The sequence below is a fragment of the Streptomyces sp. NPDC007863 genome (assembly GCF_040633895.1).
GTDB lineage: Bacteria > Actinomycetota > Actinomycetes > Streptomycetales > Streptomycetaceae > Streptomyces.
In genome coordinates, this window is the sequence record NZ_JBEYEI010000018.1 from 21,773 (window position 1) to 34,583 (window position 12,811).

The following is a 12,811-nucleotide window of genomic DNA, read 5'->3' on the forward strand; positions in this document are numbered from 1 at the left end:
CCCCGCACCCCGCCCCCTCAGGAAAGGCCGGCGATGAACCGCGAAACCCCCCAGGCCGCCCGGCCCCTCGGCGTCCACTCCGAGGTCGGCCGGCTCCACAAGGTCCTCGTCTGTTCGCCCGGCCTCGCCCACCGCCGGCTGACCCCGACCAACTCCGACGACCTCCTCTTCGACGACGTCATGTGGGTGGAGAACGCCCAGCGCGACCACGCCGACTTCGTCAACAAACTGGTCCAGCGCGGTGTCGAGGTCGTCGAGCTGCACAACCTGCTCTCCGAGACCATGGCGATCCCCGAGGCCAGGGCCTGGCTGCTCGACCGGAAGATCGTCGCCGACGAGGTCGGCCTCGGACTCATCGACGACACCCGGGCCTTCCTGGACTCGATCGCGCCCCGCGAGCTCGCCGAGTACCTCATCGGCGGCCTCTCCACCGCCGACCTCCCGGGCGAGTTCCGCTCGCCGTACGTGGCGCTCGCCCGCGAGGCCACCGGTGTCCGCGAGTACCTGATGCCGCCGCTCCCCAACACCCTCTACACCCGCGACACCACCTGCTGGCTGTACGGCGGCGTCACCCTGAACCCGCTCTACTGGCCCGCCCGGCACGGCGAGACCCTGCTGATGAAGGCGGTCTACACCTTCCACCCCGGCTACCGGGACGCCACCGTCTGGTGGGGCGACCCCGAACGGGACTGGGGGCAGGCCACCTTCGAGGGCGGCGACATCATGCCCGTCGGCAACGGCGTCGTCCTCATGGGCATGAGCGAGCGCACCTCCCGGCAGGCCGTCACCCAGGTGGCCCAGGCGCTCTTCGAGCGCGGCGCCGCCGAACACGTCGTCGTCGCCGGCATGCCCAAGCTCCGCTCGGCCATGCACCTCGACACCGTCTTCACCTTCGCCGACCGGGACGTCGTCACCCTCTACCCCAGGATCGTGGACGCGATCCACAGCTTCTCGCTGCGCCCCTCCGACCGCGCCCCGGGGGTCGAGATCACCGACGAGGGCGACACCCCCTTCACGGAGGTCGTCGCCAAGGCCCTCGGCCTGCCGGGGCTCCGGGTCATCGAGACCGGCGGCGACGTCTACGCCTCCGAGCGCCAGCAGTGGGACAGCGGCAACAACGCCGTCGCCCTGGAGCCGGGCGTGGTCTTCACCTACGACCGCAACACCCAGACCAACACCCTGCTGCGGAAGGCGGGCATCGAGGTCATCACCATCGTGGGCGCGGAACTGGGCCGCGGACGAGGCGGCGGCCACTGCATGACCTGCCCCCTCGTCCGCGACCCGGTGGACTTCTGAGCCGTTACGCGTACGTCTCGAACTCGGCGACGCGCGGGGTGCCGGTGGCGCCGGTGATCTCGAAGGTGACCTTGCTCAGCGAGGTCGCCGGGAAGGAGACCGTGCCGGCCGCGCTCCCGGTGGAGAGTACGGCTCCGGTGTCGGCGTTCAGCAGCCGCCAGCCGGTGACGGTGCCCGCGCCGGAGGCCTCGCGGACGCGGACCGACGAGATCGTCGTCGGGGCGCTCCACTTGACCGAGACGGACCCGGTGGTGCCGACGGGCGACCAGTAGGTGCTCAGGCTGCCGTCCCGGACGTTGCCGTAGCTGGTCCCGTCGGCCTTGCTGGAGCCGTCCGAACCGGCGCCGAGGCTGAGGTTGGTGCCGGACGGCGGGGCGGTGGTGGCGGTGGCCGTCGGGGTCGGCGTCGGGGTGGCCGTCGCCGTGGCGGTCGGGGTGGGCGTCGGGCTCGGGGTCTGCGGGGTGCAGGAGCCGTCCGAGACCAGCAGGCCCTTGTTCGCGCCGGCCGTGCGGGCGACCACGTCCGGGACGCAGGAGGCGCTGTCCGGGGTGTAGCCGTACGGGATGGACACGGTCGTGTTGGACGTCGGGTTCGGACCGGCGGGCCGGTAGTCGGTGCCGGCGGGCGACCAGGTCACGTTGTCGAAGACGTTCCCGGCGACCTGCCAGTACCCGGCGGCGTCGGTGTAGAAGGTGCCGAGGACGTCCTTGGAGTCCTCGAAGTAGTTGTTCTCCACCTTTGCACGCGCGCCGGCGCGGGAGTTGATGCCCGACTCGTTCAGCTGCCGGTAGTGGTTGTTGTACATGTGGGCGATGCCGCCGCGCAGCAGCGGGGCGCGCGAGTCGATGTTCTCGTACAGGTTGTGGTGGTAGGTGATGTAGCCGTTGCTGAGCTCGGTCTCGCTGGAGCCGACGAGGCCGCCGCGGCCGGAGTTGCGCAGCACGCTGTAGGAGAGCGTCACGTACTGCGTGTTGTCCTTCATGTCGAAGAGGCCGTCGAAGCCCTCGGACTCGCCGCCGGAGGCCTCCAGGGTGCTGTGGTCCACCCAGACGTTGCGGACGTCGCTCTCCATGCCGATGGCGTCGCCGCCGTTGGAGACGGGCGAGCCGGACTTCTTGACGTTCTTGACGGTGACGTTCTGGATGATGATGTTGCTCGACTCGCGGATGTGGATGCCGACCTGGTCGAAGACGGCGCCCGCGCCGACGCCGACGAGCGTGACGTTGCTGATCTGCTTCAGCTCGATGACGCCGTCGGCGGTGTTGCAGCTGGTGCCGGACACCTTGGCGGTGTTGGCGTGGTTGATGGTGCCCTCGACCTGGATGACGATCGGGGTGCTGCTGGAGGCGCGCCCGCAGAGGGCCGCGTGGATCTGCGTGCCGGTGGTCGCCCGGACGGTCTGCCCGCCGGCGCCGCCGGTCGTCCCGCCGTTCTGGCTCGCGTAGCCGGTCGCCCCGGCGGCGACGGCGGCGGAGGCCTCCGGCATGGTCAGGATCACGCCGGTGGCGGCCGCGACCGCCATGGCGGCCAAGCCCGCCTGGAGTCGCGTGGAGGGGGAGCGTCGTCCCATGCTCGCCTGCCCTTTCGTTGGCGCCCGCGCCGCCCGACGGCGGCGCGGGGCGTTGTCGTCGTGAGTCCCGTCCCTGGGCCGAAGCGCTAGAAAGCGCTTTCTGGCGGGTGACGATAGGGGTGACGTCGAGTACCTGACAAGACTCCGCGCACGGTCGGGATGTGCGGATCCGGCGGGGGTGTGGGAGCGCTCCCGTGGGTGAGGGGTGCCGCCGGTCCCTCCGGCGGGCCGGAAACCGGCAGGTCAAGGACGGGCGGCCGCCGTCAAAAGGGGTGGGTGACACCTGATCGGCCGTGATAGGCACTACCTGCACGGGGGAGGTGCGGAACGGCCGCGGAACGCGTTCGCGCGGACGGGTGACCGGCGGGCGCGGGCGCGCGTCGCGGCGGCACCGGGCATCGCTCCCGTACGACCGGCACCATCGAACGGAACAACGGGAGACACCGCATGCGCGTGAAAGCCTTCGACCACCTCGTCCTCAACGTCACCGACGTCGAGCGGGCCCTCGCCTTCTACACCGGCACCCTCGGCCTCGCGCCGGAGCGGGTCGAGGAGTGGCGGGCGGGCAAGGTGCCGTTCCCGTCCGTACGGATCGACGAGGGCGCCGTCATCGACCTGTTCTCCCGGCCCCGGGGCGAGTCGAACGTGGACCACATCTGTCTCGTCGTCGACCCCCTCGACTGGCAGGAGGTCATCGCCTCCGGCACCCTCGACGTCGTCGAGGGCCCCGTCCCGCGCTGGGGCGCCCGCGGCTCGGCCCAGTCCGTCTACGTGAAGGACCCGGACGGCAACACCGTCGAGCTCCGCTGGTACCCCCAGGACGTCCCGGCGGACGAGGACCGGCCCGCCTCCTGACCCCGGCGGCGCCCATGCGGCGCGCGGCGCGGCCGGGGCGACCTGGCAGGCTGCGGGGCATGAGCGACGAAGACACCTGGACGACCGTCACCCGCCTCCACGACTGGCTCACCGCCCACCAGACCCTGCCCCCGGGGCAGGAGATCGTGCTGCGCGTCCTCAAGCTCTCCGAGGAGGTCGGGGAGGCGGCGCAGGCGGTGATCGGGGCCACCGGGCAGAACCCCCGGAAGGGGAACAGCCACACCTGGGAGGACGTCGAGGCGGAGCTCTGCGACGTCGTCATCACCGCCATGGTCGCGCTGCGCACCCTGACCCCGGACGCGTCCGCCGTCTTCGCCCGCCACCTGGACCGGGTGGCGGCGCGGTCGCTGCCGACCGGGGAAGGGGCGGAGCCCCGGACTTCCTAGAGCCCCGGACTTCCTGGAGCCCCGGCCCTCCCTGAAGCCCCGGCCTTCCTAGACCGAGGCGGAGGTGGAGACGGGGACGGCGCCGGCTCCGGAGTCGGGAGCGGGGGCAGGAGCGGGGACTGCGCCGGAGCCGAGGCGGTCGCGGAGTGCCGCGTCGGCCGGGGCGAGGCCGGTGAGCTCGACGGTCTTGCCGTGGCGGGCGTAGGCCGCCTCCACGGCCTCCAGCGCCGCCACGGCCGAGGCGTCGGAGACGCGGGCGGCGGACAGGTCGATCACCACCCGGTCCGGGTCGCCGGCGGGGTCGAAGCGCTCGGTGAACGCCTCGGCCGAGGCGAAGAACAGCTCGCCGGAGACCCGGTGGACGACGGTCGTCCCGTCGGGATCGGTCACCGAGGTGACCTCCGTGCGCCGGGCCACCCGCCGGGCGAAGACGAGGGCCGCGGTGACCGAGCCGACGACCACGCCGAGGGCGAGGTTGTGCGAGACCAGGACGCACGCCAGCGTGACCAGCATGACGACGGTCTCCCCGACGGGGGCGCGCCGCAGGGTGCGCGGGGCGACCGACTCCCAGTCGAAGGCGGCGACGGACACGATGACCATGACCGCCACCAGCGCGGCCATGGGGATCCGCGAGACGAGCGGTCCGAGGACCACGCACAGGACCATCAGGAACACGCCGGAGAGGAAGGTCGAGAGCCGGGTCCTGGCGCCCGCCACCTTGACGTTCATCATCGTCTGGCCGATCACGGCGCAGCCGCCCATCCCGCCGAACAGGCCGGTGACGACGTTGGCGACGCCCTGCCCGATCGACTCGCGCCGCTTGCTCGACGGTGTGTCGGTGAGGTCGTCGACGAGCTTCGCGGTGAGCAGCGACTCGACGAGCCCGACGAGGGCGACGGCGAGGGCGTACGGCGCGATCGTCGCCAGGGTGCCGAGCGTGAACGGCACGTCGGGCAGACCCGGCACGGGCAGCGCGGACGGCAGCGCGCCCCGGTCGCCGACGGTCGGCACGGCGATCCCGGCGGCCACGGTGACCAGGGTCAGGACGGTGATCGTGACGAGCGGCGCCGGCACGAGCGTCGTCACCCTGGGGAAGAGCACCAGCAGGACGATCCCGGCCGCGATCAGCCCGTACACGCTCATCGGCACGTTCCGGGTCTCGGGGAGCTGGGCGAGGAAGACCAGGGCGGCGAGCGAGTTCACCGAGCCGACCAGGACCGGACGCGGGACGTACCGCATCAGCTTCGCCACCCCGATGATCCCCAGCCCGATCTGGAAGACGCCCGCGAGGACGACGGTGGCGATGAGGAACTGCACGCCGTGTTCCCGGCTGACCGGAGCGATGACGAGGGCGACGGCCCCGGTGGCGGCCGAGATCATCGCCCGCCGGCCGCCGACGATCGCCGTGGTCACGGCCATCGTGAACGAGGCGAAGAGCCCGAGCGCCGGATCGACGCCGGCGATCACCGAGAAGGCGATGGCCTCCGGGATCAGCGCCAGGGCGACGACGAGCCCCGCCAGCACTTCGGTGCGCCAGACCCGGGGGTCGCGCAGCCAGTCGGGCTTCAGCGCGCGGAGCCGGGTCGCGGACGGCGAGGGGACGGAGGGAGGGGCGGGAGAGCCGGGAGCGACGGGAGAGTCGGGCGAGGCGGCGGTAGGCAAGGAGGGCGGACCTGTCGTACGAGGGAGGGGGCGGGCGCGGTCGCGGGTGGCGACGGTGCGACGGGGCGTGACGGGTGTGACGGCCCGGCGCGAGGGGCGACCCATCGACTTTACCCGCCTGTACTCGCCCGCCTGTTCGACCCGTGCCTTGCCCGTCGTCATCCGGGGAAGGGGCGGGGCGACCGGCCGTCCCGCGTGAGGGAGGAACCGTCATGATGGCTTCCCGGCACTCCCCCTCCCGTCCGGTGCGGTCGGCGCGGTCCGTGCGGTCGGCCGCGGGCCTGGTGGGCCTGGTCTTCCTCGTCGTCGCCCTGCTGGGCTTCGTGCCCGGCGTGACGACCGGCGTCGACGAGATGACCTTCGCCGGGCACGACTCCGGCGCGGAACTCTTCGGCGTCTTCCAGGTCTCCGTGCTGCACAACGCCGTGCACCTGCTGTTCGGCGTCGCGGGTGTCGTCCTGTCCCGCACGGCGGCGACGGCCCGCGCCTTCCTCGTCGGCGGCGGGCTCGTCTACCTCCTGCTGTGGCTGTACGGCGTGCTCGTCGACCTCGACGGCGACGCGAACTTCGTCCCGGTCGACACCGCCGACAACTGGCTGCACCTGGGCCTCGGCGCGGCGATGGTGCTGCTCGGCCTCGTGCTCGGCGGCCGGCGGCCGCGTCCGCCCGGCCGGTGATCAGTTCGGGCGCACCGGGTGCTTGCTGAGGATGGAGACGCGGTTGAAGGCGTTGATGGTGATGGCCACCCAGACGACGGCGGAGAGCTCGGCGTCGTCCAGGACGAGGCGGGCCTCGGCGTAGGCCCTGTCCTGCGCGTCGGCCTCCGCCGGGTGGGTGGTGGCCTCGGCGAGCGCGAGGGCGGCGCGTTCGCGTGCGGTGAAGACCTGGGTGTCCCGCCACGCGGCGAGCAGGCCGAGCCGGCGGGGCGTCTCGCCGGCGAGGAGGGCGGCGCGGGTGTGGGTGTCGAGGCAGTAGGCGCAGCCGTTGAGCTGGGACACGCGGAGGTTGACCAGCTCGACCAGGATCCGGTCGAGCCCGGCCTCGTCGGCTGCGGTCCGCACGGTCTGCGCGGCCCGCGCGAACGCCTTGTAGGCGTCCGGGGTCTGCTTGTCGATGAAGATCCGCTGGTGGGTCGAGGCCGCAACGGCGCCGTCGCTCACTGTCCGCTCCTTCGGGGTGGTCCCGCGCGGGCGGTGGTCCCGCGCGTGAGAGCCATCTTCCCCCGAAAGAATGTTGAAAATCAAACTACTTGGCGTCGGGCTACTCGGGGTCGTCGAACTGGGTGGGGCCGCCGTCGCGCGCGGATGCCGCCGGCCGGTGCGCTTCCCCCGGCCGGAGACGGCCGCGCCAGGCGCCGGTCGCGGCGTGGCGGTCCTCCACGAAGTCCTTGAACCGCCGGAGGTCGCCGGAGACCCGGCTCGACACGATGCCCAGCGCCACGGCCGCGCGCTCCGTGGTGCCCTCCGGCTCGACCTCCATCGCCAGGCGCACGCGGGTGTGGCGGTCGTCGATCGGCGTGAAGGTCACGACGCCGCGCTGACGGACCTCGCCGCCGACCGTGCGCCAGGCGATCCGTTCGTCCGGCAGCTGGTCGACGATCTCGGTCTCGAAGGCGCGCCGGAACCCGGCGATGCCGGTGCGCCACCGCAGGTGGCGCGCGTCGGTCTGCTCGACCGCCACGACGCCGTGCATGAAACGCGGAAACTCCTCGAACTGCGTCCACTGGTCGTAGACCCGCCGCACCGGCGCGTCGACCGTGATCGTCCCCTGCACCACGTCGCCACCTCCTGGGCCGCCCGTACCCCCCATTGTCCGCCACCACCGCGCGCGGCGGAGGGTGTCAGAGGGACCGGGGGAGCGGCGGCGGGCCGCCGAAGGCCTCTTCGCGGGCTTCCGTCAGGGCCAGGGCGAGGGCGCCCGAGAGGACCGGGTTTCCCGTGACGGCCGACAGGCGGACCCGGGCCCGGGAATGGGCGAGGACGCGGAGCTCGCGCTCGACCAGGGCGCGCAGCGGCTCGCCGCCCGCCGCGCAGAGCCGGCCCGCGAGGACGACCAGGCCCGGGTCGACGACGGTCACGATCGAGGCCAGCCCGGCGGCCAGCCGCGCCGCCACCGCGGCGAGGCCCGCCCGGGCCGCCTCCGCGTCCTCCTCGGACGTGCCCGCCCGGCGTGCCGCCTCCGTCACCGCCTCCGCGAAGTCGGCGCCCGGCACCCCGTGGGCGCCCAGCAGGTCCCGGACCGCGTCGCCGCCCGCCAGCTCCTGGTAGCCGTGGCGGCCGTAATGGTCACCGGCCTCGCGGGCGGTCGGAGCGCCGGGCAGGGGCAGGTAGCCGACCTCGCCCGCGCCGCCGAAGTGGCCGCGGTGGAGGCGGCCGCCGATCATCAGCGCCGCGCCCAGGCCCTCGTCGGCCCACAGGAGGACGAAGTCCGGGCAGTCGGCGGCGGCGTGGGCGCGTTCGGCGACGGCGGCGAGGTTGACGTCGTTCTCGATGCGGACGGGGAGGCCGAGCGCCTCGCCCAGCGTCCGCTCGACGTCGGGGAAGAGCCAGGCCGCCATGTCCTCCTCGCTGGCGTAGGCGAGGCGGCCGGTCGTCGGGTCCACCGCGCCCTGCACGCCGACCACGACGCTCCGCGGCGGCCGCGGCGTCGGCACCCGGCCGAGGGCCGTCCGCAGCGCCTCCACCAGGGCCTCCCGGTCCGGGCGCGCGGGCACCGGCGCCTCGGTCTCGCCCAGCACCGCGCCGGTGATGTCCGCGCTCCGGACGGCGACGTGCTCCGGCGACACGTCCACGGCGGTCGCGTAGGCCGCCGCGGGGTTGACCCGGTAGGTCTCGGGGACCCGGCCCGGCAGGCCGGTCCGCAGGCCGTTGCCGACCACGAGTCCGGCGTCCTCCAGGCGGGCGAGGACCTGGGAGGCGGTCGGCTTGGAGAGGCCGGTGAGCCGGCTGACCTCGGGGCGGGTGAGCGGCCCCTGACGCAGCAGGAGATGGAGGGCGGCACGGTCGTTCACCGCCCGCACGAGCCCCGGTGTCCCGCGGACGAGCTCTGTCACTTGCCCTCCGCCACGCAGGTCCGGCCAGGTGCGCGCGCATGATCCGCGAACGCGCGCGATCAGCCTACAGCGCCCCGTCCCGGCGCGGGCGTGGCCCGTTCGGAGGACGCTCGGGGGCGGTCGCGTGTCCCCCGGCGGAGCGTTCCGTTGTGAGGGTGTGACCTCATCCCGACGCATCTCCTCGGTCCTCGCCGTCGCCGCGGCGTTCACCTGCCTGGGCGGCGGCGCCGCCGCCCAGGCCGCCGCCGCGCCCGCCGGCCCGCTCGGACCGCCGATCAGCCCGATCGCCGAACTCGACTCCCTCGCGACCACCGGCATGCCGGAGGACGCCCGCGCCGCCTACCCGGGCGTCGGCGAGCAGCTCGGCGGCCTGAGCCGGGTCAACGAACTCCACCAGCTCCACCAGCTCACCGACCAGGCCGCGCCCGTCGCCGGTCTGCTCCCGGCGATCTCCACCTGACCACCCCCGGGGCCGTCTCGCGGCCCCCGGCACGACTCCGGCGCCCGGACGGCCGCGGTACGACCGTCCGGGCGCCGGCGCGTTCCCGCGCGGAACGCCCACAGCCCGTGGGGCGGCCCGTCAGCGCAGGTCGAAGCGGTCCAGCTTCATCACCTTCGACCAGGCGGCGGTGAAGTCGCGGACGAACTTGGCGCCCGCGTCCCGCGCCGCGTACACCTCCGACAGGGCCCGCAGCTGGGCGTGCGAGCCGAAGACGAGGTCCACGGCCGTGCCCGTCCACTTCAGTTCGCCGGTGGCCCGGTCCCGGCCCTCGTAGACGTTCTCGTCGCCCTCCGAGGCCTTCCACTCCGTCCCCATGTCCAGGATGTTGACGAAGAAGTCGTTGGTCAGGGTGCCGGGGCGGTCGGTGAGGACGCCGTGGCGGGCCCCGCCGTGCCCGGTGTCGAGCGCCCGCATGCCGCCGAGCAGCGCCGTCATCTCCGGCGCGGTCAGGGTCAGCATGCTCGCCCGGTCGAGGAGGAGCGTCTCCGGGGAGAGCTTCTCGCCGGGGGCCAGGTAGTTGCGGAAGCCGTCGGCGCGCGGTTCGAGGACGGCGAAGGACTCCACGTCCGTCTGCTCCTGCGTGGCGTCCGTGCGGCCGGGCGCGAACGGCACGGTCACCGGGTGGCCGGCGTCCTTCGCGGCCTTCTCGACGGCCGCGCAGCCGCCGAGCACGATCAGGTCGGCCAGCGAGATCCGGGTGTCGTCGCTCCGTCCGGCGGCGAACTCCTCCCGGATGGTGTCCAGGGTCCGCAGCGCCTCGGTGATCTCGGGCAGGTCGTTGACCGCCCAGTCCTTCTGCGGCGCGAGCCGGATCCGCGCGCCGTTGGCGCCGCCGCGCTTGTCGGTGCCGCGGAAGCTCGCCGCCGACGCCCACGCGGTGGTGACCAGCTGGGGCACGGTCAGGCCGGAGGAGAGGATCCGCTCCTTGAGGGCGGCGATGTCCTCGTCCGAGACGAGGCCGTGCTCGACCGGCGGCACCGGGTCCTGCCAGAGCTGCGGCTCGGGCACCCACGGGCCGAGGTAGCGCGAGACCGGGCCCATGTCACGGTGGAGGAGCTTGTACCAGGCCTTGGCGTACGCCTCCGCCAGGAGTTCCGGGCTCTCGTGGTAGCGGCGGGCGATCGGGCCGTACACCGGGTCCATGCGCAGCGAGAGGTCGGTCGTCAGCATCATCGGCGCGTGCGACTTCGACCGGTCGTGCGCGTCCGGGACGGTGCCCTGGGCGGCCGGGTCGGTGGGCTTCCACTGCTGGGCGCCGGCGGGGCTGGTGGTGAGCTCCCACTCGTACCGGAAGAGGTTTTCGAGGAAGCCGTGGTCCCAGGTGGTCGGGTGGTTGGTCCAGGCGCCCTCCAGACCGCTGGTGAGGGCGTCGGAGCCGGAGCCGGTGCCGTACGTGTTCCTCCAGCCGAGGCCCTGCTGTTCGACCGGGGCGGCCTCCGGCTCCGGGCCGATGTACTCGGGGTTCACGGCGCCGTGGCACTTGCCGAAGGTGTGGCCGCCGACGATGAGCGCGACCGTCTCCTCGTCGTTCATCGCCATCCGGGCGAAGGTCTCGCGGATGTCGCGGGCGGCGGCCAGCGGGTCGGGGTTGCCGTTCGGGCCCTCGGGGTTGACGTAGATGAGGCCCATCTGGACGGCGCCGAGCGGGCCCTTCAGATCCCGGTCGCCGCTGTAGCGCTCGTCGCCGAGCCAGGTGTCCTCCGGCCCCCAGAAGATCTCCTCCGGCTCCCAGATGTCCTCGCGGCCGAATCCGAAACCGAAGGTCTTGAATCCCATGGATTCCATCGCGCAGTTTCCGGTGAAAACCAGAAGATCGGCCCAGGAGATCTTCTGTCCGTACTTCTGCTTGACCGGCCACAGCAGGCGGCGCGCCTTGTCCAGGCTGGCGTTGTCCGGCCAGCTGTTCAGTGGGGCGAATCGCTGTGCGCCGCTTCCGCCGCCGCCCCGGCCGTCGGCGATCCGGTACGTGCCGGCCGCGTGCCAGCTCATCCGGATGAAAAGCGGGCCGTAATGGCCGTAGTCCGCCGGCCACCATTCCTGCGAATCCGTCATCAGGGCGATGACGTCCCGCCTCAGCTCCTCGACGTCGAGGCCCGCGAACTCCGTGGCGTAGTCGAATCCCTGGTCAAGGGGGTCGGCCTGCGGATCGTTCCGATGGAGTACGGAGAGGTCCAGCTGGTTCGGCCACCAGTCCCGATTGGTGCGGGGGCGGGTGTCCTTGGGAGTGGGGGCGGAAATTGCCGGGTTCTCGCTGTCGCTGCCGGTCACGTACGGCCTTCTTCCTGTGCGTGTGCCTTTCCGCCGCCGGCCGGGATTCTCACGACGGCGCGTCCGTATGGTCGCGCACCCGCGTCCTTCCGGCCACGCGAACACGCAGGGCGCGGCGGTCCGGAAGGCGGCGTAACGGAATTCCCCGGGGAAGGGCCGAGCGGCTTCGGGCCGTGAGCCCGGGGGCCGGCCCGAATACCCGGCGTACCGGGCCCGGTCCCGTGTTGAGGGCCCCGGGAACCGTTCCTACGCTGGTGCGAGAGAGACAGGAGGGCGCCGATGGCCACCGTCGCCGTGCACCGCGCCGTCCTCGGCGGCGGGCGCCCCACGCTCCCGTACGCGGAGACCGGGCGGCCCGGGAGCGGACCGCCGCTCGTCCTCGTCCACGGGTACGCCGACTCCTGGTGGACCTTCGAGCCGATGCTGCGGGCCATGCCGGCCGTCATGCACGCCTACGCGCCCACCCAGCGTGGCCACGGCGACGCCGGCAAACCGGACGAGGGCTACCTCCCGGAGGACTTCGCCGACGACCTCGTCGCCTTCCTCGACCACCTCGGCATCGAACGGGCCGTGCTCGTCGGCGGCTCCAGCGGCGGCGTCCAGGCCAGGATCGTCGCCGGCCGGCGGCCCGACCGGGTCGCCGGACTCGTCCTGCTCGGCACCCCGGCCCTGCTCGCCGACAAACCCGGGGTCGCCGCGGTCCGGGAGACCGTCCAGAGCCTGAAAGACCCGGTGGACCGGGCGTTCGCCGCCGACTTCGTGCGGGGGCTCGGCGTGGGCCGGGTGGCGCCCGGCTTCCTGGAGACCGTCGTCGACGAGAGCCTGAAGGCGCCCGCCCGCGTCTGGCGCGAGACCCTGCGCGGACTCCTGGAGACGGACCTCGCGGCCACGCTCACCGGCATCCTCGTCCCCACCCTCGTCGTCTGGGGCGACCAGGACCCGGTCCTCACCCGTTCGGACCAGCAGCTGATCCTCGACGCGATCCCCGACTCCCGCCTCGCGGTCCACGAGGGCGCCGGGCACGTCGTGTACTGGGAGGACCCGGAACGGGTCGTGCGCGAACTCGCCGCCTTCGCCGCCGGGCTGCGCCGCTGAGCCGTACGCCCCCGGCCCCGGTGCCGCCCTGCCCCCGGAAAAACCCGTGGACCGCCGCGCCCGCCCTCCGCCACACTCCGTCACCGTACGTGTCGGAACAGCGA

At 73.3% G+C, this 12,811-nt stretch carries 12 protein-coding genes; 6 read left to right on the forward strand and 6 right to left on the reverse strand.

The genetic code is table 11. The features are described from left to right. The first annotated feature begins 33 nt into the window (after positions 1-33). Positions 34-1,296 (forward strand): arginine deiminase, encoded by a 1,263-nt coding sequence (locus tag ABZ621_RS26280; protein WP_360608621.1) that lies wholly within the window; start codon positions 34-36, stop codon positions 1,294-1,296. A gap of 4 nt (positions 1,297-1,300) precedes the next feature. On the opposite strand, the gene ABZ621_RS26285 is transcribed toward ABZ621_RS26280, so the two are convergent. Further along, positions 1,301-2,866, reverse strand: coding sequence for a pectate lyase (locus ABZ621_RS26285; RefSeq protein ID WP_360608623.1), 1,566 nt, complete (start codon positions 2,864-2,866; stop codon positions 1,301-1,303). A 447-nt stretch (positions 2,867-3,313) separates the two neighbouring features. On the opposite strand from ABZ621_RS26285, the gene ABZ621_RS26290 reads away from it, so the two are divergent. Both ABZ621_RS26290 and ABZ621_RS26295 read left to right on the forward strand, forming a co-directional pair. Continuing rightward, positions 3,314-3,721: a VOC family protein gene (locus tag ABZ621_RS26290; RefSeq protein WP_360608625.1), complete on the forward strand. Its 408-nt coding sequence runs from the start codon at positions 3,314-3,316 to the stop codon at positions 3,719-3,721. 59 nt (positions 3,722-3,780) lie between these two features. After that, positions 3,781-4,128: a MazG-like family protein gene (locus ABZ621_RS26295; protein ID WP_360608627.1), complete on the forward strand. Its 348-nt coding sequence runs from the start codon at positions 3,781-3,783 to the stop codon at positions 4,126-4,128. 48 nt (positions 4,129-4,176) lie between these two features. On the opposite strand, the gene ABZ621_RS26300 is transcribed toward ABZ621_RS26295, so the two are convergent. After that, the gene (locus ABZ621_RS26300; RefSeq protein WP_360608967.1) at positions 4,177-5,697 is read right to left on the reverse strand and encodes a SulP family inorganic anion transporter; all 1,521 of its coding nucleotides are present in this window, start codon (positions 5,695-5,697) and stop codon (positions 4,177-4,179) included. Between the two features lie 305 nt (positions 5,698-6,002). On the opposite strand from ABZ621_RS26300, the gene ABZ621_RS26305 reads away from it, so the two are divergent. Continuing rightward, positions 6,003-6,467, forward strand: a complete 465-nt coding sequence (locus ABZ621_RS26305) for a DUF4383 domain-containing protein (RefSeq protein ID WP_360608629.1) — start codon at positions 6,003-6,005, stop codon at positions 6,465-6,467. Here ABZ621_RS26305 and ABZ621_RS26310 read toward each other — a convergent pair whose 3' ends face one another. The 3 genes from ABZ621_RS26310 to ABZ621_RS26320 all read right to left on the reverse strand — a co-directional run bounded on the left by ABZ621_RS26310 (position 6,468) and on the right by ABZ621_RS26320 (position 8,842). After that, positions 6,468-6,950, reverse strand: coding sequence for a carboxymuconolactone decarboxylase family protein (locus ABZ621_RS26310; RefSeq protein WP_360608631.1), 483 nt, complete (start codon positions 6,948-6,950; stop codon positions 6,468-6,470). Positions 6,951-7,050: 100 nt separating this feature from the next. Further along, the gene (locus tag ABZ621_RS26315; RefSeq protein WP_360608633.1) at positions 7,051-7,566 is read right to left on the reverse strand and encodes an SRPBCC family protein; all 516 of its coding nucleotides are present in this window, start codon (positions 7,564-7,566) and stop codon (positions 7,051-7,053) included. A 64-nt stretch (positions 7,567-7,630) separates the two neighbouring features. Then, positions 7,631-8,842 carry an ROK family transcriptional regulator gene (locus tag ABZ621_RS26320; RefSeq protein ID WP_360608635.1) on the reverse strand — a complete coding sequence of 404 codons (1,212 nt, stop codon included), beginning with the start codon at positions 8,840-8,842 and terminating at the stop codon, positions 7,631-7,633. Positions 8,843-8,999: 157 nt separating this feature from the next. On the opposite strand from ABZ621_RS26320, the gene ABZ621_RS26325 reads away from it, so the two are divergent. Beyond that, positions 9,000-9,302: a hypothetical protein gene (locus ABZ621_RS26325; RefSeq protein WP_360608637.1), complete on the forward strand. Its 303-nt coding sequence runs from the start codon at positions 9,000-9,002 to the stop codon at positions 9,300-9,302. A gap of 120 nt (positions 9,303-9,422) precedes the next feature. On the opposite strand, the gene katG is transcribed toward ABZ621_RS26325, so the two are convergent. Further along, positions 9,423-11,612: a catalase/peroxidase HPI gene (gene katG, locus ABZ621_RS26330; protein ID WP_360608639.1), complete on the reverse strand. Its 2,190-nt coding sequence runs from the start codon at positions 11,610-11,612 to the stop codon at positions 9,423-9,425. Between the two features lie 279 nt (positions 11,613-11,891). Between katG and ABZ621_RS26335 the strand changes: the two genes are divergently transcribed. Beyond that, positions 11,892-12,707 carry an alpha/beta fold hydrolase gene (locus tag ABZ621_RS26335; protein WP_360608641.1) on the forward strand — a complete coding sequence of 272 codons (816 nt, stop codon included), beginning with the start codon at positions 11,892-11,894 and terminating at the stop codon, positions 12,705-12,707. Positions 12,708-12,811 lie beyond the last annotated feature (104 nt).

Excerpts from the sequence above, each read along its gene's own strand:
- ABZ621_RS26285 (WP_360608623.1), bottom strand. The coding sequence starts at position 2,866 with ATGGGACGACGCTCCCCCTCCACGCGACTCCAGGCGGGCTTGGCCGCC.
- ABZ621_RS26335 (WP_360608641.1), top strand. The coding sequence starts at position 11,892 with ATGGCCACCGTCGCCGTGCACCGCGCCGTCCTCGGCGGCGGGCGCCCC.
- ABZ621_RS26295 (WP_360608627.1), top strand. The coding sequence starts at position 3,781 with ATGAGCGACGAAGACACCTGGACGACCGTCACCCGCCTCCACGACTGG.
- ABZ621_RS26290 (WP_360608625.1), top strand. The coding sequence starts at position 3,314 with ATGCGCGTGAAAGCCTTCGACCACCTCGTCCTCAACGTCACCGACGTC.
- ABZ621_RS26305 (WP_360608629.1), top strand. The coding sequence starts at position 6,003 with ATGATGGCTTCCCGGCACTCCCCCTCCCGTCCGGTGCGGTCGGCGCGG.
- ABZ621_RS26280 (WP_360608621.1), top strand. The coding sequence starts at position 34 with ATGAACCGCGAAACCCCCCAGGCCGCCCGGCCCCTCGGCGTCCACTCC.